The organism is Winogradskyella sp. 3972H.M.0a.05 (assembly GCF_040493455.1).
Classification (GTDB): Bacteria; Bacteroidota; Bacteroidia; order Flavobacteriales; family Flavobacteriaceae; genus Microcosmobacter.
The window spans coordinates 715,393-741,412 of sequence record NZ_JANFDA010000002.1 but is presented as its reverse complement, the minus strand read 5'-3'; the positions used below and the strand labels follow the sequence as shown (position 1 = coordinate 741,412).

Sequence of the window (26,020 nt, the reverse complement as noted above, 5' to 3'; positions counted from 1 at the left end):
CAGATCTGGCAACAACCTAGAGTACCTAAAGCTGGGCATCTCCTCAGATGATGATAACTACACGACGGATTTCTACTTCAACGAGAATGCCTCATTAGGACTCGACCCAGGCTATGATGCAGCGATATGGGGAGGCACGGCACCAGCCTTTGCAGTGTACTCACATCTGGTAGAGGACAATGCAGGAATACCAATGGCGATACAGGCCATGCACGGAGAGGACATGCACGACGTGACCATCGCATTGGGCGTCAATGCCTATGCCAATGAGCCGTTGACCTTTGATATCATCGACTCGACACTGCCAAGTGCCATAAAGGTCTATCTGGAGGACACGGAGACCAATACGATAACCCTATTGACAGAAGAAATTTATCAGATCACACCAGGACAGGACATCAGCGGCACGGGACGATTCTTCCTCAGGTTCGAGGAGGATTCCCTATCGACAATAGAATCAGAACTGGACACACTGAAGATATACACCAATCCACAGGATGACACCATTGTGGTGCATGGACAATTGACAGAGACGACAGACTTCAGGTTGTATGACCTACAAGGAAGATTGGTGATAGAGACCACATTGGAGAACAAGACCATGACACAACGTGTTGATGTGAGCACAATTAGTGATGGTGTATATGTGGTTGAACTAAAAGGTAGAACTAAGAGGAGGGCCAGAAGAGCTCAGAAGATAATAAAACGTTAACAACAAAAAATGGAACCTTAACTTACTATGCTTATAAACACGGTTCATTTTTAGATCGGTTATTCCAAAAAGGGCATGATAATCTCCTTACATATAGTGATTAATAGTAGACGTCCCAAATCATGCCCTTTGGATAACCAAGTAAATACAAAGGATGGTCATCTTATGACGATTAAGAATACATAACATTAACTATTGTAATTATATTAAAGGGGTATGTCAATAGTTAATTCCTCCTCCTTATCCTCATCGGTAAGGAGGTTTTTTTTAGAATTACTTTTTTAATTTGAAGGGTTTGTTGCTGCTCAAAATATATAATACTCCCAAAAGGATAACCAACACAATTGTAACAATCGTATTTGGCCATTGAGCATGGATAGCGTGTGTTGCAAAAGCACCTAGCATTATGACAATAAGTAGTAAGGCAGCTTTTGTTCTAAATTTTGGTATGAAAAGAAATATGGCGGCAATAAGTTCTAAAGCACCTATTAAAATACGAAAGGAATCAGGATAGCCCCATCCTTCAAACTGTTTAATCCAAATTTCGGCATTGGTGAATTTTGCTTGGCCAGCGATGATAAATTCTAGCCCAAGTAAAATGGTAAGAACCCATTTAAATATATTTTTTGCTTTCTTCATAATATTTATACTTTTAATACTTATCAATGAAATTAGAGTGTTTTAGCTTCATTATAGAACCACTTTATAAAATGGCACAACAAAAATGAATTTCAGTCTGTTGTTATTTGCATCCAAAGGGTATACCTTTCTAATGTTTTCTGCATTATTGGGTATCATGTGGAGCGTTTTTCTGTGTATTCATAAGCGGGGAAATAGACAGGCAAATCAGTTTTTGGCGATACTGGTTTTCGTGCTTTCAATCTTAATTTTGAGAGGAATAGCAGATAAAGAAGGCTCAACATTTTATCAATTCGTGTATTTATTATCTCATGGATTTATTTATCTCATTGGTTCATCTTTCTACTTCTATATAAAAAGTAAGCTTGGTAATAGATTATTATTCAAAGATGTTTGGAAGCATTATGCAGTTTGGGGAATAGCAGTGCTAGTAATGATAGGTATTCACACAATTCAAGATAGAATAACTGACTATTTTGATATTGTCACGCTAAAAATTGCAGCAATATTTTTCATTATTACTCAAGTAACCCATTTAGTAATCTATTTATACATATCCAGAAGATTAGTGAATCAAAGTAAAGAGACAGTTACTAATAGATCGTCTTCACAGACAAAGCTTAATTATATCTGGGTAAAACACCTTATGATTGCTGGCTTTGTTATTGGAAGTTTAATTCTAATTCTCAGTATTTTGATTATTACTGGAGGCTATTACACCATAAACAATACAGCAGATTTTCTATTTCTTTTTCTCCTGGCTATAATTCTTTTGGTGATTATATATAAATCGTGGAAACAGCCAGAGGTAATTTCTGGTATTTATAAAGAGAAGGATAAGTACAAAAATTCTAAACTCACAGCATCAGAAGCACAGGTGCTTAAATCTAAATTAGAATCTTTAATACAGGAAAATATTTATTTAAATCCAGATTTGAATTTAAAAGAGTTGGCTTCACACATGGACATAACAACCCATGAACTCTCGCAACTAATCAATGAAGTATACGATCAGAACTTCTTTAATTTCATTAATGGTTTCAGGATTGAATTTGCAAAGCAAAAGATTGAAAATGGAGGGATAGAAAATCTTACTATCGAAGCTCTGGCTTATGACTCAGGATTCAATAGTAAAACTACATTTAATAGAGCTTTTAAAAAAGTAATGAACTGTACACCGATGGAATATTATAGATCATTAAATAGCTGAAATTCTCCCTTTAGCCATCGCTAGAGGCTTCCACAGAAAAGCTACTGAATTAAATAATGTATTTTTGTAGTATGCTATTAATTTTGAGCCGATTATGAGACTCACTATTCTGTTATTCCTTTTATGCTTTATTAATTTTTTAGGGCATGGACAATCTTCCAAAACCGATGCATATAAGCAAGATTTAAAAGGGTTACAAGGTGAAGCATACTTTGTCAAAGCAAATGAAATCGCTGAACAGCTTTTAGAAACTAACACTTCAGAAAGTTCAGAATTAATCAAGCTTATCCTATCAAATCCTGATTTAAAGAATCATCCAAAACAATTAGCTAAAGCATACTTCCTTAACGGTACAATATGTAACCTAAAAGGAGAATATGAAGAATCCGAAGATAGTTTTGCCAAAGCATCAACAATTGCGAAAGAAGAACAAGAAATGGAGCTCCTGGCAAAAATCTTTGTTGGAGATGCTGCGGTTAAAATGAGAAAAGGAGAGTATGATGATACAAAGGTTAAGATAGATTCAGCAATAGCAATTTTGAATGACTATGAAGATGAATCAACTTTAGCAAAGGGACACCTTATTTATGGTAATGTTGAAAGTATTATCGGTAATGATGCTCAGGCCAAAGAGCGGTATGATACTTCAATTGGTATTTACAGAGATATAGATGATAAAAAGGGAGAGTCTGATGTGATGTATAGGATGGCAGTACTTTATCTTGTGGGCTTCAGGGATGAGGAAAAAGCATTGCAATATTTTACAGATGGACGAAGAATTAAAGAACAAATCAATGATAGTAAAGGACTAGCTAACTATAACCTATCACTTGGAATTCTACACGAAGAAAAGGGAAATTATCAAACCGCTTTAGACTATTACGCGCAAAGTTTATCTGGATACCAAAAGATTGCAGACAAGGCGAACATAGCAAAGACCTACAATAATATTGGTGTGGCTTATGTCGATTGGGGGAAATATGATAGTGCACAGGTGTATCATGCTAAATCTGCCAAAATGCATTTAGATCTTCAAAACCCGATTGGTATCATAAGGTCACAATCCAATCTTGGAGAGGTATATATGTTTCAAGAAGAGTATGCCAAGGCTTTGGAACACTATCGTGTAGCATTGGCAAAGAGCCAGTCCACCAAAAGAAACCCTATGCTGGGAGGAACGCATAATAATATTGGAAATGCTTTTCTAAAGTTGAATCAACTAGATAGTGCCAGGTATTATTTGAATGAGTCACTTAAAGTGCATCAGGCAAACGATAATTATTTTCCTCAAAGACATACCTATCAAAACCTATCCTTATTAGAAGAAAAGCAAAAGAATTATGGAGCATCGCTACAATTTTATAAAGCGTATAAAAAAATTCAGGATAGTTTGTTTGCAACCAGAAAAACAAGAGAATTAGCTGAAGTACAAGCAAAATACGATACAGCAAAACAGGAGCAAACCATCAGTGAGTTAGAGCAGAAAAACAAGACGCAACGTCTTTGGCAAAACATATATGCTGTAGGTGCATTATTTGCTCTGATACTTACTGTTTTTGTCTTTCAATTTTTCAAATTTCGAAACAAGAAAAATAAGGAACTTCTTGCTATAGAAGGTAAACAAAGAGTACAACTTGAAGAGGTGAATCGCCTCAAATCGCGTTTCTTTAATAATATTTCACATGAATTTCGAACACCGCTTACACTTATACTAGGACCTTTAGAAAAGCTAAGGCAAACAACAGATGATGCTTCTCGACCATTAGTGGATATGATAGATAGAAACGGAAAGCGCTTGCTGAAATTAATAAACCAACTGTTGGAACTATCTAAAATTGAAGATGGTAAAATAAAGCTCAAAGCCGCTTATACAGATATAGTGCCACTAATTAAAGGTTGGGTTTTATCCTTTCAATCCATGGCAGAGATGAAAGATATTAAACTGTCTTTTAGTTCAGAGAAAGAAGCGTATTATTTGTTCGTAGACAAAGAAAAGGCTGAAGAAATTATAGTGAATCTATTATCTAATGCGCTAAAATATACGCCTTCAAAAGGAGAAGTAACAGTTCGATTGAATGAACAGGAATCAGATGGGATTAATTACTTGAATATTGAAGTCATTGATACAGGAAAAGGTATTCCTGAACAAGAGCAAGAGTATGTTTTTGATAGATTTTACCAAGCTACCAATGCCGATTCAGACAATGTGGTTGGCACAGGAATAGGGCTTTCACTTATCAAGGAACTTGTCGAGTTACATAAAGGTACAATTGATGTAAAAAGCAAGTTAGATGTTGGAAGCACATTTACTGTAAAGCTACCTTTCGGTAAATCTCATTTATCCGAAGAGGATATTCAAATCATTACGCCAACTAATAATACAGTTGAAATAGAAGTCGAGGATTTCAATACACCAAGAGCACTTCAAAATGAGGTAAGCGAAAATAATTTGCCAGTACTTTTATTGATTGAAGATAATGAAGACCTTAGGACATATATAAAGTCTGTGGTTCATGAAAAATATCAGGTAAAAGAAGCTGCAGATGGAGCGATAGGAATAGAACAAGCATTTGAGCTTATTCCAGATATTATTATTAGCGACCTCATGATGCCAAAAGTTGATGGTCTGCAAGTATGCAATACGTTAAAAGAAGACATGCGTACAAGTCATATTCCTGTAATTCTACTTACTGCTAGATCTTCTAAGGAAGACAAACTAGAAGGACTAAAGAATCAGGCTGATGATTATTTAACCAAGCCTTTTGATAGTGAAGAATTGCTAATTAGAATCGATAATTTGATTTCGCTTCGGAAAAAGATACATTCCTATTTCAATCCTGAAACCGATGTATCTCTAATGCCTAAAAAGCTTAAGCTGAATTCTATTGATGGAGTTTTTATTGAAAAGATAACATCTACACTTGAATCCGAAATAGCTAACCCTTTATTTGGGGTTGAAGAATTGGCAGAAGCAGTAGCTTTGAGTAGATCCCAATTGTTCAGAAAAATGAAAGCAATCACTAATCATACACCAAACGAATACATTAGATTCTTCCGTTTGCATCGTGCTATGGATATGCTTAAGCAGAATAGTGCAACAGTAGGCGAGATTGCTTATGAAGTTGGATTTCAAAACCCATCATACTTTTCTAAATGCTTCTTTGAGCAATTTGGAGTTAACCCAAGTGAGGTGAACTCAAAATAATACCATTTTGCATCCTTTTTTTAAGCTGAAAAGCAGTCAGAATCTTACTAGGTTTAGAAAACCTTTTTTGGCTTGTATTTACCAAAATGCAACATTATTTGTAGGTTTTGCAACATCTGTTGTATTGTGTGAAAACTTCTCAATATCAATCATTTATGATGCTACAAATGTTAAAAGGAATGACACATATTAGGTTGTAGTGCGGTAGTTTCTGGTGATATGTTTGTGTCATTAATTTTAAAAACTAATTGTCATGATTTCACCTTTAGAAATTTTATTAGACCCAATATCTTTAGCTGTATTAGCTATGTATGCGATTTTAATGTGCTGGGAAGCTTTTTTCCCTGCCAAGGAATTACCGAAGATTAAGTTTTGGAAACTTAGGGGACTAGCAAGCTTTGCTTTTTTCTTCTACTTATCTTCTTACTTACCATTATTCATTGACCCTTATCTAGAGTCATATCGTTTGGTTGACCTTACAAACCTAACGACTTTAATTGGAGGGTTAGTTGGTGTAGTATTATATGAGTTTGGTGTCTACGTATGGCATAGGACCATGCATAGTTTTAACTTTTTGTGGAGAGTCTTTCATCAAATGCATCATAGTGCAGAACGATTAGACACTTATGGAGCTTTCTATTTTAGCCCTTTAGATATGGTAGGCTGGACAGTCTTAGGAAGTTTGTGTTTTGCACTATTGGTAGGCTTATCTCCTCAGGCAATTACAGTTACCTTATTAGTGACTAATTTCTTAGGAATGTTTCAGCACGCAAACATTAAAACACCTGTATGGCTAGGCTATATTATTCAACGCCCAGAAAGTCACACGGTTCATCATGCTAAAGGAATACACAGATATAACTATTCGGATTTACCAATTTTCGACATCCTTTTTGGTACGTTCAAGAACCCGAAAAACTATAAGTATGAAACTGGTTTTTATAATGGCGCATCAGCTAAAGTTTGGCAAATGCTAACCTTTAAAGATTTGAATAAGAAAGATGCTAAAAAGCAGAAAGTAATGACTACTATTAAGAAAACAGCACTTGTTTTAGTCATTGGCTTCACTAGTCTGAGCTGCAGTGAAAATGATAGCGTAATCGTGAGTGAGGAACCATTAGTAGTTACAGTAACTACAGTATCTGGAAATGGACAAATAGGTATTACAGAAGGTTCACTAAATGATGCAAGGTTCAATGAGTTGAGCAGTATTGTTAAAGATGCTCAAGGGAATCTTTACGTAGCAGATACCAAGAACCATAGAATACGAAAAATAACACCTGATGGCATTGTAAGTACCTTTGCTGGTAGTACTCAAGGTTATGCAGATGGTATAGGAACCAATGCACAATTCAATAGTCCTTGGGCATTAGCGATAAGCAGCGATGGAGACATTTATGTTGCGGATAGAGATAATCATAGGATTCGAAAGATTACTCCGGAAGGGGAGGTGAGTACAAAAGCAGGAAGCTCACAGGGCGATGCAGATGGTGTAGGTATTTATGCAAACTTTAATCAACCTTCCGGAATCGCTATCGACCAGCATGGATATATCTATGTTAGCGATACAGGCAATAACAAAATAAGAAAGATTGATCCATTCAATTGGATAACAACGCTTGCAGGAAGTGATTTAGGCTATGCAGATGGTAACTCTAGTGAGGCAAAATTCAATAATCCTCATGGAATCACTATAGGATTAGATGGTTTTCTCTATGTTGCAGATACCGATAATCATCGCATTAGAAAAGTGGATTATCATGGAGAAGTAACAACTTTTGCTGGAAGCACTCAAGGGCTGCATAATGGTACACTAAATGAAGCTTTATTTAATCATCCTATGATTGTAACTGAAGGAGGTTTGGGCAAGCTTTATATAGCAGACCATAACTATCAGGTAAGATTAATTACTGAAGATGGATTTGTGTCTAGCATTGCAGGGAGCACAAATGGCTTTACAGATGGTATTGGTAACCAAGCACAGTTTAAAGAAGTAAACGGAATTTACGTCGACTCCGAAGGACTGTATATAGCAGATTCTGGCAATCATAGTATAAGGAGGGTAACTATGGAATAAGAATTGTCGGATGTAATTGTCTGTATTAATCCCTATTCTGAAAACTATAAATAGAAGTTGTTATTTTTGCGAAATGATTGACAACTTCCACAATGAGTTTTTTGGAATAGGGATTCAAAATGGTAAGACACCAGAAAATCTTGGTGTCCTATGGCGTTCTGCACAAAATCTTGGCGCAAGCTTTATTTTTACGATCGGAAATCGCTATGCTAAGCAAGCTAGTGATACGCACAATGCGGTGAAGTCTATGCCTTATTTTCATTATGAAACCTTCGAAGATTTCTATGCGCATTTACCTAAAGGTGCCATGTTAGTTGGTGTAGAAATGACTGAAAATGCTGTACCTTTAGAAGCCTTTGAGCATCCCAGACGTTGCGTATATCTTCTTGGAGCGGAAGATCATGGTTTGTCCAAGAAAGCTATTGAAAAATCACATCACTTAGTGAAATTCAAATCCGAATTGAGCCTTAATGTATCCGTTGCGGGAAGTATTGTGATGTATGATAGGCAACTGCCTAAGCCTCGCTCGTAATATCAAAAAACATTAATCTTCATTAGTTTTTGAGGGTTCTGATTTCAGAATTTGATGAGACCTAAAGGCAAAAGTCATTGAATATAAATCCACAATAATGTGAAGTAAAATAGGTAGCCATAATGAATCAGTTAGAATGTAGGCGCCAGAGAATATTAAACCAAGGACAAAAGCTCCAAAAGAGTTTTTCTTCCCAGTAGTAGTTAAGTGGGCTAATGCGAAAGGCACATTGGTGACTATTACTGCAACCACTAAAGGAAAATAATCTAATAACATCCAATAAAGAAAGCCTCTATAAATAATTTCTTCACAAATTCCGGCAACAAAAGAGACATAGATGGTTAGTTTATATTGCGTCTTAGTTGTCGGCATCAAAAAAGCAACCCTTTTATTACCATTATTGAATTTTTGAGCATTCTTAACTGTAAACTTTACTGATTTAAATAGATATAAGCTAGCAACAGAGATTATAAATAGACTTATAACCCAAAGTGGCTTGTCAAGGAAATCTAGCCCTATGGTACTTAAGCTTTCTTTTTGTAGTAAAAAAGGAGCTATGGTAATTATTGTTAATAGGATGAGAATAATCGCAGTTTGGCGAAAAACGAGTTTTCTATATTCTGGATTTTCTATAAGGAGGTCTTTGGTCTTTTTTCCATTTGCAATTGCATAAAGTGGAAATAAAAGACCAACGATTAATGCAGAAATAATATATAGATAATTAGTTTCCATTTAAGGTACTATTTAAAAGAGCCTTCCATATTTTTTGATTATCAACGATTACAAACTTATTTTTAATAATGTTTCCATCGTTTTCTGAATTTTCTAATTTTGGAAGAACAGACATTACTTTTGCTTTTTCAATATCTTCTTTGGAATATCCTTTCTCTTCCAGAAAAGTTTGTAGATAAGTTGTTATTTGATCTAAAGTAGTTTTGATCTCACTTATTTTGTCTACCTCAAAAGTTTTAATGAATAAACTTTCAGGACCAACACTCATTTCAGATTTTATCTTTTGAACAATAGCCCTAAAATCATCTGGAGCTAGTGAATGATACTTCTTAAATGCTCTTGAAAATGTTTCATAATCATTGTATCCAAATGTTTCTGTTAGTTGATGAACCATAGGAGAATCTGACAAGAGCATTTGATATGCTTTATTCATTTTTAATGCTTCTATAAACTCAAATGGAGTTCTACCAGTTTCCTTCTTAAAAACTCTATGAAAATGACTTGGAGACATGCATGATACTTTTGCAAGATCATTAAGTGTAAGCTTTAGCGATAAGTTGTTTTCTATATAATCCAGAGTCTTGGAGATACGGCTATCCATAAATCAAAAGTATGAAATAGTAAAAGGAAGGTGTATGACGAATCTTGCCTTTTCTATAATTCGATTTTCGAAAGCAGTATATAGTATTGACCTTTTAAGTCAACTAGTGAAAAGAGTTTTAGAATGAATTAATAGTCTGCCTAACAGCGACTAAGTTTTTCAGTAAACCTTCTAGATGATCTAAGTGGAGCATATTGGCACCATCACTCTTAGCATTAGCAGGATCGAAATGTGTTTCCATAAATAAGCCATCAACATTATTAACAACACCAGCTCTAGCAATAGTTTCAATCATATCTGGACGACCTCCTGTAACACCAGAAGTTTGATTAGGTTGCTGTAACGAGTGCGTAACGTCCAATACAGTAGGCGCATAACTACGCATTGTTGGTATACCTCTAAAGTCTACAATCATATCTTGGTAACCAAACATGGTTCCTCTATCTGTAATCCAGGCGTTATCATTGCCAGAATCCTGAATCTTTTTTACAGCATGTTTCATGGCTTCAGGACTCATAAATTGTCCTTTTTTTAGGTTTACAAACTTTCCAGTTTTTGCCGCTGCAACCACTAAGTCGGTTTGCCTAACCAAAAATGCAGGAATTTGTAATACGTCTACATATTCTGCTGCTTTTTCAGCATCAGAAACTTCATGAATGTCTGTAACAGTAGGAACATTGAATGTGTCAGAAACCTTCTTAAGTATTTTCAATGCGTTTTCATCACCTATACCTGTAAAGCTATCAATACGACTACGATTGGCTTTTTTAAAGCTGCCTTTAAACACATACGGAATCTTAAGATCATCAGTGATTTTAACAACGCGTTCAGCAATTCTTAAGGCCATATCTTCTCCTTCAATGGCGCACGGACCTGCTAATAAGAAAAAATTGTTGGCATCTGTATGAGATATCTTCGGAAGATTATTAATAGACATAGTTACAGTTTATTCTAATAAGCTGCAAAGGTACAAATAAACAAGGGATAACACTAATTACTACAAGGTCATCATCCAATGTCTTTGTAGCTTATTGAACTTTCTTAATTCAACCTTTAGTAAAGACAAATAATCGACACTTTTGCTGTTTGCTTTTTCTAGACGAGAGCAATTGTCGTAGAGGTTTTCTGTAAGTCTGTTTAAAGACATAAAATGTTTATCTCTATTTTCCTGAAGTGGTTCTAAAGCAGCATTAATGATTTCATCTCCCAGTGACGTAGATTGTTGAACAATATCACCAGAAAAATAAATATGTGGATCTTCTTCACCTTTAGAATTGATTCCAGAAAGATCATAATTGAGATACGTAGAAATGCTTCGGGACAGAACCCAAATTTCCATAGCCTTCTTATAGACAGGCAATTCCGAAAGATATTTAGGAAGCTTTCTAGACATTATAAATAGCAATTTCAGCAAAGTTACGGACTAAAAAGCATACCTATCTTTAATATTAAAAGTAAATACGTATTTTTGATTTAAATTATAAGGTTTGTTTTTGATTTTAATTTAAAAATTAATGGATACGATCAATATAGGCATTTTGAAGTGTTTACAAGAAGACGCGAGACAATCTAATGTTGCCATAGGAAAGCAAGTAGGCATAAGCTCTCCCGCAGTTTCTGAGCGTATTAAGAAGATGGAAGATTCAGGAATTGTAGAGAGTTATAAGGCCCAAGTTTCACCTTTTGAATTGGGTTATCAGTTTAAAGCAATCATTACGCTAAGAGCGTTTATGGGAAAATTAAAGCCCTTTTTAGATAAGATAGTCTCCTATGATGAAGTAGTGAATTGCTATAGAATTACCGGGAATGAGAACATCGTTATGGAAGTAGTTCTAAGAAATCAAAAACACCTAGAAGGTTTTATTGATGAGCTGATTATTTATGGTGAAGCAAAAACACAAATCGTATTGTCCCAAATTGTAAAACAGAATGAAATAAAACCGCTTTAGTCAATGACCAAATGTGGTACGTTTTCTAAATCCCAATCGATGACTAAACCACCTGCTAGGCTTTGGGCAATATCTTTTCCGTAGAGAAACTCGCAGAGATATAATGCAGCTTCAAAGGACTTGGCACCACCAGCAGAAGTTATGTATTTCCCATCGTGTACAAACAAAACATCTTTTCTGATATCCAAATTCGGGAACATTTCTTTCATGGCATCAATATCACTAGGAAACGTAGTAGATACAGAGTTATTCAATAAACCAGCTTTAGCTAAGACAAAAGCACCATCACAATGGGAAGTGATAAATTGCGCCTCTTTATCAACTTCTTTCACGAAGTTGATCATCACTTCATCTTCCAAGTCTGTATCTAGGTGATGCTCGGCACTGGGAACCACAAGAATATCAATCTTTGGGATAGAGTCCGTAGTATAATTAAAATCGGGTAGAAGATACATTCCTTCGAAGGTTCTCACAGGGTCAGAAGTTTTAGCCACAGTAAAGGTATTCATGGCTTTGATATTCTCTCTGAATATGGTATGCTGAAAAATATCGAAAGGTGCTGTAAGCTCTGTATTATAGACACCATCCATAATTAGGAATGCCACATTATAACGTCCATCAACTAGTTCAGGTTTTGGCTTGTTGAATGAAGGTTGTTTAGGTGTCGATTCACTTTTGCAAGCAAATAAACCCAAGCATATTAAAAGAACTAGTAATCGTTTCATTGTTGTCGTTTTGAGTGATTTCAAAAGTAACAACTATAATTTACTTTTTAGCTTTCGTAGCCTTAGGAGTAGTCTTCTTCTTTGCCTTAGCTTTCGGAGCTACCACAACGGCTTTCTTTTTTTTACGTGGACGTCGTACGCCTGAAGTACCTCTGGCAATTTTTCCACGTTTCGATTTTTTATCGCCTTTTCCCATGATTAAACTTTTAGTTGTTATAATATACAAAAAATTCATATTTTGCTTGGGACCATACGAACTATATATTTAGATGTATTACTACCTTATCATTGGACTCCAGGCTTATTGTATTTACCATTGGTTTAAAAACAGGACAGATTACTATTGGGTATTCTTGATTATTTTTCTGCCTGTAATTGGCTCTTTAATTTATCTGATTACGCAAGTTTTTAATAAAAAAGATGTTGATAAGCTTCAAGATGATGTGGTTAATATCATAAACCCAACTAAAAAGATTAAAGATTTAGAGAGTAAGGTTAGTTTCTCTGATACTTTTCAGAATAGATTAGATTTAGCAGACGCTTATTTCGACATAGGAGATTATAATACTGCGATTACCAACTACCTAAAAGCTAAAAATGATTATTCTCAAAATGATTACTACACTATAAAAAAGCTGATTTATTCTTACTTCCAAAAGGATGAGTTTACTGAAGTTATTGGTTTAGCAGAAAGCATAAAATCAAAATCAGAATTCAATGGTTCGTATGAACAATTTTTGTATGGTGTGTCCTTAGAACGTGTTGGTGAAATTGATAAAGCAGAAACCCAATTAGAACAAATAGATAAGCGCTACTCTAATTATGAAGAGCGATTAGATTTGGCAAAGTTTTATTTAAAACACAATAAGGAAGATAAAGCGAAAACTCTTTTAACTGAAATTCATAGTGAATCTCAGCACATGACCAAACCTAATAGAAAGCTTTATAGAGCAACAATAGTTGAGGTCGAAAAATTGTTATCTTCACTATAATGTTCTTGCACAAACATCCTTATCCGCCTTTTATACCAGAAACTGCCACAAAGCTCATAGTCGGGACGTTGCCACCACCACGCTTCACAACTGGTGATTTGTTAGAGAGAGACGTTAATTTTTGTTATGGGAGCTGTTACAATTCATTGTGGCTGTATATCGATAAGATTCATGATCTTAAGTTGAAGTATGATAATTCTGAGGAAGCAATCGAAGAACGAAAACGTTTCTTAATAAGACATGGTATAGGGATTTGTGATATTGTAGAAAGTGCAGAGCGCGACAAAATCGATGCTTCAGACCTAGGTATGAAGAATATCATTTTGAGAGATATCATTGGCTATCTGAAACAGTACCCAAACTTGGACACATTATTGTTTATTGGCGGCAATAGTAAGAATGGTCCTGAATATTTTTTCAGAAAGCATATTAAGGACTATGGTATTAAACTAGAATTGATCGAAAAAGCAACGCCTAGAGTTCACGAATTTCAAATCGATAATGCTAGAACCGTAAGAACTGTGTCCCTAACATCATCTTCTGGAGCAGCAAACATAAGCATAGGGAGTAATCCAGAATACAAGAAACTAAAAGCTGAAAACCCTAATTATACCACATTCGATTTTAGAGTTAGGCAATATAGCTCATGGCTATAGTATCACTTTTCTAGCTTTAGCCTTTTGTTTTTCTTTTTGTTGAGATAGTGTCGCAGCACACCACCTCTAACTGTATTAACATCAAACTCAACAATAAAGGCTTCAGGATCGATAGCATCTACAACACGATACATTTTTTTGATGTCTATACGATTTATAATTGTATGGATAATATCGAAGTCCTCTCGCTTTCCAGAGCTGCCAACTCCTTTGGTTCCTCTATACAAAGTCATACCAGAACCAAGGTCTTCTGTAATAGCGGTTTCAATTTCTTCAAATTTTTTGGAGACAATAGTAATACCAATAAAATCTTCAAAACCTTCAATAATGAGGTCAGTTACCTTGGCAGTAACAATGTAGGTCAGTATAGAATACAACGCTATTTCAGTAGAAAGGACCAAAGCAGTAATGCTAAACAGGATAACATTAAAAATGAGTATAATTTGTCCAATGCTGATTCCAAACTTATCATTGAGATAAACACCCAAAATCTCAGAACCATCTAGAACAGATCCATTTCTAATCGCAATTCCAATCCCAGATCCTAGAAAGAGACCACCAAAAATTGAGATCAGCAGCTTGTCTTCAGTAATGGTTTCGAAATTTTCAAAGTAGATAAATAGCGAAAGCCCTAAAATGCTGATTATTGACTTAATAACGATGCGCCTACTTACTGTAAAATGTCCAAGAATGATGAAAGGAATACTAAAGATAATAAGTAAAAACGCCAAATTGACATCTACTTGAGTTCCTACGAGTAAGGCTATTCCAGTAACACCTCCATCCAAGAAGCCATTGGGTAATAAAAATGCTTTAAGACCGATACTGGCAAGCAGTATTCCGAGAGCTATTTGCGTATACTCTTTGAACAGTAAAAAGAATTTGTTTTTAGACAAGGTTGTGATTTTGTGTTAAGTTACAAAAGCTACATGAAACTATGCACTACACTGGGGTTAATATTAGATTAATTAAACCAAACCGCGTATCGTTGTCTTCGAAGCTCCAGAGCTAATGCCTTTTCCTTTTTTAGAGCTTCTGCTCTTGTGGCTATTGGGCCAATATGATTGTACAGGCTTGGTCTTAGATAAGAGCCGTATTTCTCAACGATATTGGACGATAGTTTGTACCCTTTTTTATTTCTATGGCCAGTTTTATGCTGAAGAAATCGCTCTTTTGGCGTTTTACTAGTCATGCCAACATAAAGACATTCCAAGACACCATTAAATTGAGGATTGGCTTCGCGAAATTTTCGGTTTTCTGTAAAGACCCGTTTCGAAAGTTCAACAACGTAGATATGGTAGGGCATAGTATTATTCTATTTTTCTCAGGATATAGACGTGTTCGTTCAAAACATCCTTAGGTTTTTTAGTTATTTTATTAGGAGCATAAGCCTTAGATAAACTGTAATAATCTTGATGTTCTATAAGGTTATAATCTGAAATAGTTTCGTAGAATGAATCTGGTAATGTCTGACAAATAAACTCTCGATTCTCTTCAGTTTTGTCTTGAAAGAAATTGACCAATCGTTCAAAAACCTCAGTGGTTCTTATCGAATCTTGAAAAGAAACACTACCTATATAATCTCCTTTAGTTTGAATAGCATTAAAGAACCTGAATAACCTTTTGGTCTGCTCCATATTCAGGAAGAACAGAACCCCTTCAAGAATTATTAAAGAACGTTTGTGATTCGTTATAGAATGTATTTTGCGCAGCAATTCACCTTCATAACGACTACTAAAATCTGAACTTATATAATGTATATTCCGTTTAGGGAGATCACCTGAAGCAGTCCAATCATTAACCTTAGCTTTTTTGTGTTCTATGATATTAGGAAGATCAATTTCTATATGAATAAGATGGTCATCAAGTAAAAAGGGATACATACTAAAGCCACAGCCAAAGTTGATAACAACTTCAATATTATTATTGGCTTTCACAAATTCATAGAAATATCTATTCCTTAGGCAATGCGCATAAGGTTCTTCTTCCGAAACATGTTCTAAAAAACCTTCAATCCACTTGTAAGTTTTTGGGTTACTCCAAAGTTTGGCATAGGTATCCTTGCTTAAACCCTCGTTACTTGCTCTATACATTGAAGTTACGAAAGCGGTCTCGTGTACCTCTATCCAGTCTTTGTCTTGCATAAACCCTAAGGTACGATTTTATGCTTATCTAATACTATCTACAAAGGTGTCTATTGTATTTATGCCGTTATTAGTAAGATGTTTTATAAAAGCACTACCAATAATTGCGCCTTTTGCATGTTTAGTAGCTTGAGTAAAGGTGTCGTTATTACTAATTCCGAAACCTACAATCTGTGGATTTTTGAGTTTCATATCAGCAATACGCTCAAAGTATTCCGTTTGTTCTTTACCGAAACCACTTTTGGCTCCAGTTGTAGAAGCAGAACTTACCATGTATATAAATCCACTAGATACAGAATCAATATACTTAATGCGTTCATCACTAGTTTGTGGTGTAATTAAAAAGACATTAATCAATCCGTACTTTTCGAATGTTTCTTTATACGTTTCAGCATAAACATCTACAGGAAGGTCTGGTAATATGAGACCATCGATACCGATTTCTTGACATTTCTTACAAAATGCTTCGACACCATATTGTAGTACAGGGTTGAAATATCCCATAAGGATTAGAGGTATTGAAACCGTTTGCCTGATATCTTTTAATTGTTCAAACAGAAGTGAAGTAGTAATACCATTTTTCAAGGCTTGAGTAGAACTTGCTTGAATGGTTGGACCATCAGCTAAAGGGTCACTGAATGGTAAACCTACCTCAATCATATCGACACCACTTTTTTCTAAATTTTGAATGATAGATACTGTATCGTTGAGGTTTGGGTAACCTGCAGTAAAATATATGGATAAGAGTTTTTTGTCCTCCTGTAATTTTTGATGTATTCTGTTCATTGTTATAACTTGAAATAATCAATATAATTCTGTAAATCTTTATCGCCTCGACCAGATAAACTAATGACCACGATGTCATCTAGCTTGAAGGTTTTATGTTGAAACACTGCCAAGGCATGACTCGATTCAATAGCAGGAATAATCCCTTCTAGCTGTGTTAACTCCAATCCGGCAGTCATGGCCTCATCATCCGTAGCGGAATAGAATTCGCCACGACCAGATTTATATAAATGCGAATGTAAAGGTCCAACGCCAGGATAGTCTAATCCAGCAGAGATGGAATAAGGCTCAGTGATTTGTCCATCATCAGTTTGCATCAATAAGGTTTTACAACCGTGAATGATACCCTCTTTTCCAAGCGCAGATGTTGCAGCACTTTCTCCAGAGTGGATTCCTTTTCCAGCCGCTTCAACAGCAACGATGCCAACAGCTTCATTGTCTAAGAAATGATAATAAGTACCTGCGGCATTACTTCCGCCTCCTATGCAAGCCACAACATAATCTGGATGTTCACGACCTTCTTTTTCTTTGAGTTGCGATGTTATCTCTTCTGAAATCACAGATTGAAATCTTGTAACCATATCAGGATATGGGTGAGGACCAATAGCAGAACCAATAATGTAATGTGTATTTACTGGATTGTTGATCCAATCTCTAATAGCTTCGTTTGTAGCATCTTTTAATGTTCTACTTCCAGAAAGTGCAGGTCGAACTTCTGCACCTAGCATTTTCATTCTGGCAACATTGGGTGCTTGGCGAGCAATATCAATTTCTCCCATGTATACAATGCACTCTAAGCCCATCAAAGCACATACTGTAGCTGTAGCAACACCATGTTGTCCTGCACCAGTTTCAGCGATAATTCGTGTTTTACCAAGACGCTTAGCCATAAGGATTTGACCAATAGTGTTGTTTACTTTATGTGCCCCTGTGTGATTAAGGTCTTCACGTTTTAGATAGACTTTGGTATTATACTTTTCTGAAAGCCTTTTAGCAAAATAGAGTGGAGAAGGACGACCTACATAATCTTTGAGTAATTGATTGAACTCTTCTTTGAATGAAGGTTCAGCCATTACTTTTAAATAGTTTTGGCGTAGTTCTTCAACATTTGGATATAGCATTTCTGGGATGAATGCGCCTCCAAACTCTCCATAATATCCTTTTTCGTTAATGTTATAGCTCATATGCTTTGTCATCCTGAACTTGATTCAGGATCTTTTTTTTGATTTTAGTTTCTTTGGATTCCGTATCAAGCACGGAATGACAATTCTTTTTGGAATTGTTCTAATTCTTTAATGTTTTTCAATCCAGGCTCACTTTCAAACTTACTATTGACATCTATAGCGTAACAGTATTTTGCAGCATCAGTTTTGAGAAATGCTTTCAGGTTTTCTAGCTCATCCAAGCCAATTCCACCGCTAAGGAAAAAAGGTTTTTGAGAAGGATAACTCTTCAAGACATTCCAATCGAAAGTATAACCATTGCCTCCTGGGAGTTTTCCTTTGGTGTCAAATAGGAAATAACTGCATAAGTCTTTGTAATCTTTCAGAATACTGAAGTCAAAATCATCTTTTATAGAAAAGACTTTAATAATTTCAACAAAAACAGCACTCGAGTCTGCGATTAATCTAATAAGATTTTTACAATACTCAGGCGATTCATGACCATGTAGCTGAATAGCATCTAATTGATGTTCATTTATCTTATTCAGTATAAACTCAATAGGGGCATCTACAAATACGCCAACTTTCTTAATAGACTCAGAAACGTTTGGGATACTGCCTTCAAAGTGTCTTGCAGATTTATCGTAGAAAATAAAGCCTAGATAATCTGGCCGCAATTCTGCAACTTCAGAGGTGTTATGTTTCATGCCACAAATTTTCAGCTTCATGATTCGATTTGGTTTATAAATTGTGTTGCACTTTTGCCTGGGTTGTCCGTTTTCATAAAGTTTTCACCAATCAAAAATCCTTGATAACCATAGGTTTTTAAATCTTTAATGGTTTCAACTGAGCTAATCCCACTTTCAGATACTTTTACAAAATCATTGGGGATTAATGTGCTTAAATCCTTGCTTGTCTGTGTACTGACTTCAAAGGTTTTCAAGTTTCTATTATTAACACCTAGCATATCCAAGCTTGGCATAATTGATTTGTGTAATTCTTCTTCGTTATGAACCTCGAGGAGTACATCGAGGTTAAGGCTTTTAGCTAATTCTGAAAATGTTTTAATATCATCTCTGGTTAGAATTGCAGCAATCAATAGAATCACATCAGCTCCATGAGCTTTGGCTTCCACAATTTGGTATGGGTCAATGATGAATTCTTTTCTAAGTAAAGGAAGATGACAACTTGCTCTAGCAATGATGAGGTCATCTAATGATCCTCCAAAATATTTTCCATCAGTTAGCACTGACATACCACAAACTCCAGCAGTTTCGTAACCAGAAGCAATATCTTGTACATTCAAGCTTTGATTGATGACAGACTTTGATGGCGATCGACGCTTATGTTCAGCAATAATTCCAGAATTGCTGTGTCGTAGCTGATTTGCTAATGAAACAGTGTCGTTTTCAAACAATGGAAACTGCTCCAATTGTTTTATTGAAATGATAGACTTTTTTAAGTCTACTTCTTTGTGTTTATCTACTACTATTTTATCTAAAATGGTCATTTACTCAATTCGATTAATATGTCTAAACTTTGTTTAGCTTTTCCAGATAATAAAGATTCTTTGGCCAATTCGAATCCTTCTTTATGTGGAATTTGTTTTACAGTAGCTATGGCTAATCCAGCATTGGCACACACCACATTGTTTTGAGCTTCCGTACCTTTACCAGAGATAACATCCTTGAATATTTTGGCAGCGCTTTCTACTGTATTACCGCCAAAGATGTCACTTTGAGCGATGGTGTTTACATTCAAGTCTTGTGGTGAAAGCATGGTCTCAGTATCTCTCGAAATAATTTTAGTACTACTGGTCAAGGAGATTTCATCATAACCATCTAGAGCATGTACAATAGCATAATTTTTATCTGTATTTTGATAGAGGTAACCATATAGTCTCAGTAATTCTAGATTGAAAACACCAACCATCTGATTTTTTGGGAAGGATGGGTTTACCATTGGACCAAGCATATTGAAGAATGTTTTTACCCCTAGCTCACGACGAATAGGTGCAACGTTTTTCATGGCAGGATGGAAAAGTGGTGCATGCAATACACAAATACCTGCTTTATCAATAGACTGCTTTAAAAAATCTTGATCGTTAGAAAACTTGATTCCTAAATGCTCCATAACATTTGAAGAACCACAAGCAGAGGAGACTCCATAGTTTCCATGCTTTGCAACATTAACTCCTGCGCCTGCTGTTACAAATGAGGACAGGGTAGAAATGTTGAACGTATCTTTTCCGTCACCACCTGTACCGCATAAATCTATGGCGTTGAATTCTTCTAAATCAATTGGGATGCATAATTCTAATAAGGCATCTCTGAAGCCTCTCAACTCTTCGAGTGTTATGCTGCGCATCATATATACGGTAAGGAAAGATGCAATCTGACTTTGATTATATACACCATTTGAGATGTTTACCAAGACATCTCGTGCTTCCTCACTTGAGATGCTTTCGTGATTGATTAATCTATTTAGTAGTTCTTTCATTCTTGTGTCTTAGGTTTTCCGGTTAAGGTCTTGGGTTTCTGTTTTTATTGTTTAACTATTGACCCAGTTTTCCAACATTTTCTTTCCATCTGGTGTTAGTACGGATTCAGGATGAAACTGAACACCTTTTACATCAAATTCTTTATGCCTTAGTGACATTACTTGTCCGTTTTCATCATAGGATGTTGCCTCTAAACTATCTGGTAAATTAGCATCAACAACCCAAGAATGGTAGCGACCAACATCGAATGTTTTATCCATGTTGCTGAACAGTATTTCATCTTCGACAACAGTAGTTACTTTAGTTGCTACACCATGAAATACGGTATCTAAGTTGATAAGTTTTCCGCCAAAAACTTCACCAATGGCTTGCTGTCCAAGACAAACACCTAGGATTGGTTTGGATGCCGCATACGTTTCAATAATCGACTTTAGTAAACCAGCTTCATCTGGTATTCCTGGACCAGGAGACAGAACAATTTTATCGAAACTGCCAGCCTCTTCTATATCTAATTTGTCATTGCGTTTCACAGTGACATTACAATCTAAATCCTCAAGGTAATGTACCAGATTATATGTGAAGCTGTCGTAATTATCTATGACTAATATCTTTTTCATATTATATGTTTTCAGCCATTTCTATGGCTTTTGTTAGCGCACCTAATTTGTTATATACTTCTTGCAATTCGTTATCAGGATTTGATCTAGAAACCAGACCGGCTCCAGCTTGCCAGTGTAGTTTATGATCTTTGCTTAAGAATGTTCTAATCATTATGGCATGATTAAAATTGCCTTCAAAATCCATAAATCCTATAGCACCACCGTAAAATGTGCGATTGGTCTTTTCATACTTATCAATAAGTTGCATTGCCATATGCTTAGGAGCGCCACTTAGCGTGCCCGCAGGAAATGTATCTGCAACGACCTGGATGGTTGATGTGTCGCCATGCATTTGTGCTGTGACTTTACTTACCAAATGGATGACATGCGAAAAAAACTGAACTTCTCTATAGGTCTCAACATTTACATTCTCGCCATGTCTACTCAAATCGTTTCTTGCCAGATCTACTAACATAACGTGTTCACTATTTTCTTTTTCGTCTGCTATTAATTGTTTGGCAAGTTGGGCATCGTGCTCGTCATTTCCTGTACGTTTAAAGGTTCCTGCTATTGGGTGTATTTCAGCTTTCCCGTTGCTAACTACCAATTGGGCTTCAGGAGAACTTCCAAATATTTTAAAACTTCCGTAATCGAAATAGAAGAGATAAGGAGAAGGGTTGATACTTCTAAGTGCTCTATAGACGTTAAATTCATCACCCTTAAAACCTTGTTCAAATTTCTTCGATAATACTAATTGAAAAACATCACCTCGCGCACAATGCTTTTTAGCTAATTCTACATGTTCCTTGTATTGATCGTCAGTGAGGTTTGAATCGATATCACCTTCAGTATTAAATGTATATGAAGCAAATTGTTTGTTCTGGAGTAGTTGAAGAATATCATTGATATTGTTTTCTGTATTAAAACAATGTGCAAAGATATATGCTTCGTTTTTGTGGTGATTTATGGCTATGATATTTTGATATATCGCATAATAGATATCTGGGATGTTAATAGAGTTTGGCTTTTTTGAAATTGAAATATCTTCAAAATAGCGTACGGCATCATAAGCTGTATATCCGAAAATTCCATTATTAATAAACTTGAATTCTCTATCTGAATCTACTTTGAAACGTTGTGTGAATTTTTGAATTTCGTGAGTAACATCTACATTCTTGGTGAAGTTGTTCTTTCGGCTCCCATCTGGGAATGACTGCTCTATTCTGTCGTTTTCAACTTTGATAGAGGCAATTGGATTGAAACAGATATAGGAAAAGCTATTATCATTAGCGTGATAATCGCTACTCTCCAAAAGTATGCTGTTTGGAAAACGATCCCTAATTTTCAGGTAGACACTTACAGGCGTAATTGTGTCTGCCAGAATTTGTTTGTAATGCGTGTATAAACTAAATGTTTTCATTTATAAAATTAAAAAAGGCTTGTCGTGATGACAAGCCTTATATGTTTAAAATACTATAATGGACTACCTCACGAAATTTGTGTTTCGAGAATTCCACCACCAAGTATGTACTGTTTGATTTTTCATTTGAGTTTCAAATATAGACAACCCAACAAATATTTCAAATAAAATAGATAAAAAATAAAAGATTCCTGCCAATTGGCAGGAATCTGTGACTTAATGTGCTATTAATCAATTTTAAATACTAAAACACTAAGGTTACACTTAAGTCAAATTCGTCATAGATGGCTCTGTCTTTTAATCCGTCGAAAAAACTAGCAGAACCATACTTAATATCGTATTTTGTTCTATCTACTTTAAAATCTGCTTTGGCTTTGTTGCCTTCCATAGCCAGTTTAAACTTAACTGGGTTAGTGATGCCCTTAATGGTAAGATCAGCAGAGACAATATAATCGCTTCCTTTACTATCAACTTGTGTAAAGCTTAATGTAGCTGTTGGATGCTTATCTACACCGAAAAAGTCGGCAGATTTTAGGTGACCGTCTAGTTTTCCTTTCATACCACCATCCAAGTCAGTGGTGTTGATTGTTGTCATGTCTATTATAAAATTTCCACCAGTAAGCTTGTCTTTTTCAAAAACTAAGACACCTTGCTTTAAGGTAATTGTGCCTTCGTGCTTACCAGTAACTTTATGACCAACCCAAGTGATTTTACTGTCTTTTACTTTTACTGTCTTCTCGTACTTACTTGTAAATGCTACTAGAGATAGTACAAAGAATGATAATAATGATGTTTTAAAAATTCTGTTTTTCATGATGTTGTAATTATTAGTAATGGTTTGTTTATGTTCTTATTTTATCTAGCAAATTACTAAGTTGGGTGAGTTCTGCCTCACTTAAGTTTTTAGTAATCTGTTTATTGGCATTGTCTGTTACAGGATCCAAAGTCTTTAATAAATCTAGACCTTTAGCAGTTATGTATATTTCAATCTTTCTTCTGTTAGAAGGGCAAGTATGCCTGGATACTAAATCTTTAGATAATAATTTGTCTATGAGCCTTGTTGTATTACTCATCTTATTCAGCATTCGTTCCTGGATTGTACTTAGGTTAGCAGGATTCCCCTTTTGACCTCTCAGTATTCTAAGGACATTATACTGTTCTGCAGATAGATCATACTCTTTAAATAATCGTATCTGTTGCTCTTTTAACCAATTGTTGGTATATATCAAATTGAGAATAGCCTTTAGGTTAGGAGCTAAGGCAACTGTACTTTTTATTTCGTTTTCTATAGACATTTGTATATACAACAATTGTAGTGACAAATATAGAAGTTATTTCAGTTTGTTCACCAATTCAATAGATAATTTTTTGTTAAAAATTAAATAGCAAAGTATATTGAGCATTAATTTTAGCGTATGAGATATGTTTTGTTAGTCATCCTTTGTATTGTTTTTTCGTGTAAAAATGAACCAAAACAAGAAGAGCCCTTAGCATCAGTTAACAATGTTGAAATCAATGAGGAGTTGGTTGTTGTAGATTTTGAAGGGCTAAAACCTTATCTAAACAAAACTGATGGAAAAACTTATGTGGTTAACTTTTGGGCTACATGGTGTGCACCTTGTGTTAAAGAGTTGCCTTATTTTGAACAGTTGAATACTAACTACAAAGACAAAGGAGTAGAAGTACTTTTGGTGAGTTTAGACTTTCCTAGGAAGTACGAGTCTAAATTGAAACCGTTTATAAAAGACAAAAACTTGAAATCTCGGGTGATAGCATTTGATGATGTCGACCAAAACACTTGGATTCCTGCAATTAATGAGAGTTGGTCTGGAGCTATTCCAGCAACAATAATATATAATGAGGAGAAGCGAAAATTCTATGAGCAATCCTTTAACTATGAAGAATTAAACCACGAATTACAACAATTTATTAAATAAAAACCATGAAAACACTTAAAACACTTTTTGCACTAGTTGCAATTTTTTCGTTAACGGCATTTACACCTATTTCTAATGGTGGTGGAGGTTATGATATTGGTGATATAGCTACTGATTTTGAACTTCAAAATATAGACGGTAAGATGGTCTCTCTAGCGGATTTTAAAGAAGCCAAAGGCTTTATTGTAATCTTTACATGCAATACTTGCCCTTATGCAGTTGCTTATGAAGATAGGATAGAAGCATTAAACAAAAAATATGCAGACCAGGGTTATCCAGTTGTGGCCATTATGCCAAACAATACTCAAGTGAAACCAAAAGACGATTTAAAGTTTATGATGAAAAGAGCACAAGAAAAAGGATTTACATTTCCTTATTTGATTGATAAAGGACAGAAGATATACCCTCAATATGGTGCTACTAAGACACCACACGTGTATGTACTGGAAAAGACAGATAAAGGTAATGTAGTACAATACATTGGTGCAATAGATGATAACTATAAGGATGCAAACAAGGTTAAAGAAAAATATGTTGAAGATGCAGTTGATGCACTTATGATTGGAAAAGAAATAAGAACTACAAAAACTAGAGCTATAGGTTGCTCTATCAAAGTATAAAGAGCAAACTTTAAAAAAAGAACCCGAAGACTGTAACACTTCGGGTTTTTTTTCGTCTATATCATAAGGAAATGTTAATTTTGTTTAATTAAATTCAGTAAAATGGCCGATTTAAGTCAAGAAGATTGGACAAAACAATTACATTCCGATAATAATGCAATGGTTTTGGACGTTAGAACTTTGGAAGAAGTTGAAAGAGGGATTATCCCCAATGCCATTCATATAGATATCTATAAAGGACAGGAGTTTTTAGACAAAGTAGAGCAACTAGACAAAACAAAGAATTATTATGTCTATTGTAAAGCTGGAGGGAGAAGTGGTCAAGCCTGTTCTATTATGAATCAATTAGGTTTTGAAAATGCTTATAATTTAGTTGGAGGGTTTTCAAAATGGAGAGGTGAGATTTCATCAATCTAACAAATCAACATATGAAACGACTATTCTTAATGCTATGCTGTATGCTCCTGCTGGCAAGCTGCACCGACGAAAAAAAGGGTGAGGTCAAAATAGTGTCGCCCGAAGAAATGCAAACACTAATTGAATTAGAAGATATTCAATTGGTAGATGTTAGAACTCCTGAAGAGCATGAAGAAGGATATATCGCTCATTCTCAGAATATAGATTTTAATTCACCTACTTTCGAAGAAGATATCACAAAACTAGATAAAACTAAACCTGTTGTTTTATACTGCAAGTCTGGTGGACGCAGTGCGAAATGCGCTAAAAAGCTGAAAGAAGCTGGTTTTGTGAAAATATACGACCTCGATGGTGGCATCTCTAAATGGAAACATAAGGGGTTGGAAATAAAAGTAAAATCCTAA

The 26,020-nt window shown here is 35.3% G+C and carries 31 protein-coding genes; 12 read left to right on the top strand and 19 right to left on the bottom strand.

Features of this window, described 5'->3' with window-relative positions; all coding sequences use genetic code 11:
- A partial coding sequence (locus NCE97_RS06990; RefSeq protein ID WP_353778256.1) for a T9SS type A sorting domain-containing protein occupies positions 1 to 712 on the top strand: 712 nt, incomplete at its 5' end.
- 273 nt (positions 713 to 985) lie between these two features.
- Here the strand turns inward: NCE97_RS06990 and NCE97_RS06985 are convergent.
- Complete coding sequence (locus tag NCE97_RS06985) at positions 986 to 1,351, bottom strand: DoxX family protein (RefSeq protein ID WP_353778255.1); 366 nt, start codon at positions 1,349 to 1,351, stop codon at positions 986 to 988.
- An 85-nt stretch (positions 1,352 to 1,436) separates the two neighbouring features.
- Between NCE97_RS06985 and NCE97_RS06980 the strand changes: the two genes are divergently transcribed.
- The 4 genes from NCE97_RS06980 to NCE97_RS06965 all read left to right on the top strand — a co-directional run bounded on the left by NCE97_RS06980 (position 1,437) and on the right by NCE97_RS06965 (position 8,375).
- Positions 1,437 to 2,561: a helix-turn-helix domain-containing protein gene (locus NCE97_RS06980; RefSeq protein WP_353778254.1), complete on the top strand. Its 1,125-nt coding sequence runs from the start codon at positions 1,437 to 1,439 to the stop codon at positions 2,559 to 2,561.
- A gap of 94 nt (positions 2,562 to 2,655) precedes the next feature.
- Positions 2,656 to 5,766 carry a tetratricopeptide repeat protein gene (locus tag NCE97_RS06975; RefSeq protein WP_353778253.1) on the top strand — a complete coding sequence of 1,037 codons (3,111 nt, stop codon included), beginning with the start codon at positions 2,656 to 2,658 and terminating at the stop codon, positions 5,764 to 5,766.
- A gap of 253 nt (positions 5,767 to 6,019) precedes the next feature.
- Positions 6,020 to 7,843, top strand: a complete 1,824-nt coding sequence (locus NCE97_RS06970; protein ID WP_353778252.1) for a sterol desaturase family protein — start codon at positions 6,020 to 6,022, stop codon at positions 7,841 to 7,843.
- Positions 7,844 to 7,916: 73 nt separating this feature from the next.
- On the top strand, positions 7,917 to 8,375 hold the full coding sequence (locus NCE97_RS06965) for an RNA methyltransferase (RefSeq protein ID WP_353778251.1): 459 nt from the start codon (positions 7,917 to 7,919) through the stop codon (positions 8,373 to 8,375).
- 12 nt (positions 8,376 to 8,387) lie between these two features.
- Here NCE97_RS06965 and NCE97_RS06960 read toward each other — a convergent pair whose 3' ends face one another.
- The 4 genes from NCE97_RS06960 to NCE97_RS06945 form a co-directional block, all read right to left on the bottom strand.
- On the bottom strand, positions 8,388 to 9,107 hold the full coding sequence (locus NCE97_RS06960) for a CPBP family intramembrane glutamic endopeptidase (RefSeq protein ID WP_353778250.1): 720 nt from the start codon (positions 9,105 to 9,107) through the stop codon (positions 8,388 to 8,390).
- Positions 9,097 to 9,708 (bottom strand): helix-turn-helix domain-containing protein, encoded by a 612-nt coding sequence (locus NCE97_RS06955; protein WP_353778249.1) that lies wholly within the window; start codon positions 9,706 to 9,708, stop codon positions 9,097 to 9,099. The genes NCE97_RS06960 and NCE97_RS06955 overlap by 11 nt, the downstream gene beginning before the upstream one ends.
- Before the next feature lie 118 nt (positions 9,709 to 9,826).
- Positions 9,827 to 10,645, bottom strand: a complete 819-nt coding sequence (gene kdsA, locus NCE97_RS06950; protein WP_353778248.1) for a 3-deoxy-8-phosphooctulonate synthase — start codon at positions 10,643 to 10,645, stop codon at positions 9,827 to 9,829.
- A gap of 60 nt (positions 10,646 to 10,705) precedes the next feature.
- On the bottom strand, positions 10,706 to 11,101 hold the full coding sequence (locus NCE97_RS06945) for a hypothetical protein (protein ID WP_353778247.1): 396 nt from the start codon (positions 11,099 to 11,101) through the stop codon (positions 10,706 to 10,708).
- A 121-nt stretch (positions 11,102 to 11,222) separates the two neighbouring features.
- On the opposite strand from NCE97_RS06945, the gene NCE97_RS06940 reads away from it, so the two are divergent.
- Positions 11,223 to 11,657, top strand: a complete 435-nt coding sequence (locus NCE97_RS06940; protein ID WP_353778246.1) for an Lrp/AsnC family transcriptional regulator — start codon at positions 11,223 to 11,225, stop codon at positions 11,655 to 11,657.
- On the opposite strand, the gene NCE97_RS06935 is transcribed toward NCE97_RS06940, so the two are convergent.
- Both NCE97_RS06935 and NCE97_RS06930 read right to left on the bottom strand, forming a co-directional pair.
- Positions 11,654 to 12,382, bottom strand: a complete 729-nt coding sequence (locus NCE97_RS06935; RefSeq protein ID WP_353778245.1) for a DJ-1/PfpI family protein — start codon at positions 12,380 to 12,382, stop codon at positions 11,654 to 11,656. The two genes, NCE97_RS06940 and NCE97_RS06935, sit on opposite strands and share 4 nt — an antisense overlap.
- Positions 12,383 to 12,422: 40 nt before the next feature.
- The gene (locus NCE97_RS06930) at positions 12,423 to 12,578 is read right to left on the bottom strand and encodes a 30S ribosomal protein THX (RefSeq protein ID WP_353778244.1); all 156 of its coding nucleotides are present in this window, start codon (positions 12,576 to 12,578) and stop codon (positions 12,423 to 12,425) included.
- 73 nt (positions 12,579 to 12,651) lie between these two features.
- Here NCE97_RS06930 and NCE97_RS06925 point away from each other — a divergent pair, with 73 nt between their 5' ends.
- Positions 12,652 to 13,374, top strand: coding sequence for a hypothetical protein (locus tag NCE97_RS06925; RefSeq protein WP_353778243.1), 723 nt, complete (start codon positions 12,652 to 12,654; stop codon positions 13,372 to 13,374).
- Positions 13,374 to 14,030, top strand: coding sequence for a uracil-DNA glycosylase family protein (locus tag NCE97_RS06920; protein ID WP_353778242.1), 657 nt, complete (start codon positions 13,374 to 13,376; stop codon positions 14,028 to 14,030). Before NCE97_RS06925 ends, NCE97_RS06920 begins: the two co-directional genes overlap by 1 nt.
- A 2-nt stretch (positions 14,031 to 14,032) precedes the next feature.
- Here NCE97_RS06920 and NCE97_RS06915 read toward each other — a convergent pair whose 3' ends face one another.
- The 12 genes from NCE97_RS06915 to NCE97_RS06860 all read right to left on the bottom strand — a co-directional run bounded on the left by NCE97_RS06915 (position 14,033) and on the right by NCE97_RS06860 (position 23,937).
- Positions 14,033 to 14,926, bottom strand: a complete 894-nt coding sequence (locus NCE97_RS06915; protein WP_353778241.1) for a YitT family protein — start codon at positions 14,924 to 14,926, stop codon at positions 14,033 to 14,035.
- Between the two features lie 68 nt (positions 14,927 to 14,994).
- The gene (locus tag NCE97_RS06910; RefSeq protein WP_353778240.1) at positions 14,995 to 15,336 is read right to left on the bottom strand and encodes a ribose-5-phosphate isomerase; all 342 of its coding nucleotides are present in this window, start codon (positions 15,334 to 15,336) and stop codon (positions 14,995 to 14,997) included.
- Positions 15,337 to 15,340: 4 nt separating this feature from the next.
- Positions 15,341 to 16,174, bottom strand: coding sequence for a class I SAM-dependent methyltransferase (locus tag NCE97_RS06905; RefSeq protein ID WP_353778239.1), 834 nt, complete (start codon positions 16,172 to 16,174; stop codon positions 15,341 to 15,343).
- Positions 16,175 to 16,198: 24 nt separating this feature from the next.
- Complete coding sequence (trpA, locus tag NCE97_RS06900; protein WP_353778238.1) at positions 16,199 to 16,960, bottom strand: tryptophan synthase subunit alpha; 762 nt, start codon at positions 16,958 to 16,960, stop codon at positions 16,199 to 16,201.
- 2 nt (positions 16,961 to 16,962) lie between these two features.
- A complete protein-coding gene (gene trpB, locus NCE97_RS06895) occupies positions 16,963 to 18,144 on the bottom strand; it encodes a tryptophan synthase subunit beta (RefSeq protein ID WP_353778272.1) in 1,182 nt (393 codons plus the stop codon).
- Between the two features lie 65 nt (positions 18,145 to 18,209).
- Positions 18,210 to 18,851 carry a phosphoribosylanthranilate isomerase gene (locus NCE97_RS06890; RefSeq protein ID WP_353778237.1) on the bottom strand — a complete coding sequence of 214 codons (642 nt, stop codon included), beginning with the start codon at positions 18,849 to 18,851 and terminating at the stop codon, positions 18,210 to 18,212.
- Positions 18,848 to 19,633 (bottom strand): indole-3-glycerol phosphate synthase TrpC, encoded by a 786-nt coding sequence (gene trpC / locus NCE97_RS06885; RefSeq protein ID WP_353778236.1) that lies wholly within the window; start codon positions 19,631 to 19,633, stop codon positions 18,848 to 18,850. Before trpC ends, NCE97_RS06890 begins: the two co-directional genes overlap by 4 nt.
- Positions 19,630 to 20,622, bottom strand: coding sequence for an anthranilate phosphoribosyltransferase (gene trpD / locus NCE97_RS06880; protein ID WP_353778235.1), 993 nt, complete (start codon positions 20,620 to 20,622; stop codon positions 19,630 to 19,632). Before trpD ends, trpC begins: the two co-directional genes overlap by 4 nt.
- 51 nt (positions 20,623 to 20,673) lie before the next feature.
- Positions 20,674 to 21,240 carry an anthranilate synthase component II gene (locus NCE97_RS06875; protein WP_353778234.1) on the bottom strand — a complete coding sequence of 189 codons (567 nt, stop codon included), beginning with the start codon at positions 21,238 to 21,240 and terminating at the stop codon, positions 20,674 to 20,676.
- Position 21,241: 1 nt separating this feature from the next.
- Positions 21,242 to 22,642, bottom strand: coding sequence for an anthranilate synthase component I family protein (locus NCE97_RS06870; RefSeq protein ID WP_353778233.1), 1,401 nt, complete (start codon positions 22,640 to 22,642; stop codon positions 21,242 to 21,244).
- 244 nt (positions 22,643 to 22,886) lie between these two features.
- Positions 22,887 to 23,456 carry a YceI family protein gene (locus tag NCE97_RS06865; RefSeq protein WP_353778232.1) on the bottom strand — a complete coding sequence of 190 codons (570 nt, stop codon included), beginning with the start codon at positions 23,454 to 23,456 and terminating at the stop codon, positions 22,887 to 22,889.
- 28 nt (positions 23,457 to 23,484) lie between these two features.
- Positions 23,485 to 23,937 (bottom strand): MarR family winged helix-turn-helix transcriptional regulator, encoded by a 453-nt coding sequence (locus NCE97_RS06860; protein WP_353778231.1) that lies wholly within the window; start codon positions 23,935 to 23,937, stop codon positions 23,485 to 23,487.
- Between the two features lie 120 nt (positions 23,938 to 24,057).
- On the opposite strand from NCE97_RS06860, the gene NCE97_RS06855 reads away from it, so the two are divergent.
- The 4 genes from NCE97_RS06855 (at position 24,058) to NCE97_RS06840 (ending at position 26,020) form a co-directional block, all read left to right on the top strand.
- The gene (locus NCE97_RS06855) at positions 24,058 to 24,579 is read left to right on the top strand and encodes a TlpA disulfide reductase family protein (protein WP_353778229.1); all 522 of its coding nucleotides are present in this window, start codon (positions 24,058 to 24,060) and stop codon (positions 24,577 to 24,579) included.
- 5 nt (positions 24,580 to 24,584) lie between these two features.
- Positions 24,585 to 25,199 carry a thioredoxin family protein gene (locus tag NCE97_RS06850; RefSeq protein ID WP_353778228.1) on the top strand — a complete coding sequence of 205 codons (615 nt, stop codon included), beginning with the start codon at positions 24,585 to 24,587 and terminating at the stop codon, positions 25,197 to 25,199.
- Positions 25,200 to 25,301: 102 nt separating this feature from the next.
- On the top strand, positions 25,302 to 25,616 hold the full coding sequence (locus tag NCE97_RS06845; protein WP_353778227.1) for a rhodanese-like domain-containing protein: 315 nt from the start codon (positions 25,302 to 25,304) through the stop codon (positions 25,614 to 25,616).
- A gap of 11 nt (positions 25,617 to 25,627) precedes the next feature.
- Entirely contained in the window at positions 25,628 to 26,020 is a 393-nt protein-coding gene (locus NCE97_RS06840) for a rhodanese-like domain-containing protein (RefSeq protein WP_353778226.1), read from the top strand.

Coding starts and splice junctions, on each gene's coding strand:
- NCE97_RS06845 (WP_353778227.1), top strand. CDS start 25,302: ATGGCCGATTTAAGTCAAGAAGATTGGACAAAACAATTACATTCCGAT.
- trpC (WP_353778236.1), bottom strand. CDS start 19,633: ATGACCATTTTAGATAAAATAGTAGTAGATAAACACAAAGAAGTAGAC.
- NCE97_RS06980 (WP_353778254.1), top strand. CDS start 1,437: ATGAATTTCAGTCTGTTGTTATTTGCATCCAAAGGGTATACCTTTCTA.
- trpD (WP_353778235.1), bottom strand. CDS start 20,622: ATGAAAGAACTACTAAATAGATTAATCAATCACGAAAGCATCTCAAGT.
- NCE97_RS06935 (WP_353778245.1), bottom strand. CDS start 12,382: ATGAAACGATTACTAGTTCTTTTAATATGCTTGGGTTTATTTGCTTGC.
- NCE97_RS06920 (WP_353778242.1), top strand. CDS start 13,374: ATGTTCTTGCACAAACATCCTTATCCGCCTTTTATACCAGAAACTGCC.
- NCE97_RS06865 (WP_353778232.1), bottom strand. CDS start 23,456: ATGAAAAACAGAATTTTTAAAACATCATTATTATCATTCTTTGTACTA.
- NCE97_RS06850 (WP_353778228.1), top strand. CDS start 24,585: ATGAAAACACTTAAAACACTTTTTGCACTAGTTGCAATTTTTTCGTTA.
- NCE97_RS06965 (WP_353778251.1), top strand. CDS start 7,917: ATGATTGACAACTTCCACAATGAGTTTTTTGGAATAGGGATTCAAAAT.
- NCE97_RS06875 (WP_353778234.1), bottom strand. CDS start 21,240: ATGAAAAAGATATTAGTCATAGATAATTACGACAGCTTCACATATAAT.
- NCE97_RS06945 (WP_353778247.1), bottom strand. CDS start 11,101: ATGTCTAGAAAGCTTCCTAAATATCTTTCGGAATTGCCTGTCTATAAG.
- NCE97_RS06890 (WP_353778237.1), bottom strand. CDS start 18,851: ATGAAGCTGAAAATTTGTGGCATGAAACATAACACCTCTGAAGTTGCA.
- kdsA (WP_353778248.1), bottom strand. CDS start 10,645: ATGTCTATTAATAATCTTCCGAAGATATCTCATACAGATGCCAACAAT.
- NCE97_RS06930 (WP_353778244.1), bottom strand. CDS start 12,578: ATGGGAAAAGGCGATAAAAAATCGAAACGTGGAAAAATTGCCAGAGGT.
- NCE97_RS06905 (WP_353778239.1), bottom strand. CDS start 16,174: ATGCAAGACAAAGACTGGATAGAGGTACACGAGACCGCTTTCGTAACT.
- trpB (WP_353778272.1), bottom strand. CDS start 18,144: ATGAGCTATAACATTAACGAAAAAGGATATTATGGAGAGTTTGGAGGC.
- NCE97_RS06970 (WP_353778252.1), top strand. CDS start 6,020: ATGATTTCACCTTTAGAAATTTTATTAGACCCAATATCTTTAGCTGTA.
- NCE97_RS06860 (WP_353778231.1), bottom strand. CDS start 23,937: ATGTCTATAGAAAACGAAATAAAAAGTACAGTTGCCTTAGCTCCTAAC.
- NCE97_RS06925 (WP_353778243.1), top strand. CDS start 12,652: ATGTATTACTACCTTATCATTGGACTCCAGGCTTATTGTATTTACCAT.
- NCE97_RS06985 (WP_353778255.1), bottom strand. CDS start 1,351: ATGAAGAAAGCAAAAAATATATTTAAATGGGTTCTTACCATTTTACTT.
- NCE97_RS06960 (WP_353778250.1), bottom strand. CDS start 9,107: ATGGAAACTAATTATCTATATATTATTTCTGCATTAATCGTTGGTCTT.
- NCE97_RS06940 (WP_353778246.1), top strand. CDS start 11,223: ATGGATACGATCAATATAGGCATTTTGAAGTGTTTACAAGAAGACGCG.
- trpA (WP_353778238.1), bottom strand. CDS start 16,960: ATGAACAGAATACATCAAAAATTACAGGAGGACAAAAAACTCTTATCC.
- NCE97_RS06910 (WP_353778240.1), bottom strand. CDS start 15,336: ATGCCCTACCATATCTACGTTGTTGAACTTTCGAAACGGGTCTTTACA.
- NCE97_RS06975 (WP_353778253.1), top strand. CDS start 2,656: ATGAGACTCACTATTCTGTTATTCCTTTTATGCTTTATTAATTTTTTA.
- NCE97_RS06855 (WP_353778229.1), top strand. CDS start 24,058: ATGAGATATGTTTTGTTAGTCATCCTTTGTATTGTTTTTTCGTGTAAA.
- NCE97_RS06870 (WP_353778233.1), bottom strand. CDS start 22,642: ATGAAAACATTTAGTTTATACACGCATTACAAACAAATTCTGGCAGAC.
- NCE97_RS06955 (WP_353778249.1), bottom strand. CDS start 9,708: ATGGATAGCCGTATCTCCAAGACTCTGGATTATATAGAAAACAACTTA.
- NCE97_RS06840 (WP_353778226.1), top strand. CDS start 25,628: ATGAAACGACTATTCTTAATGCTATGCTGTATGCTCCTGCTGGCAAGC.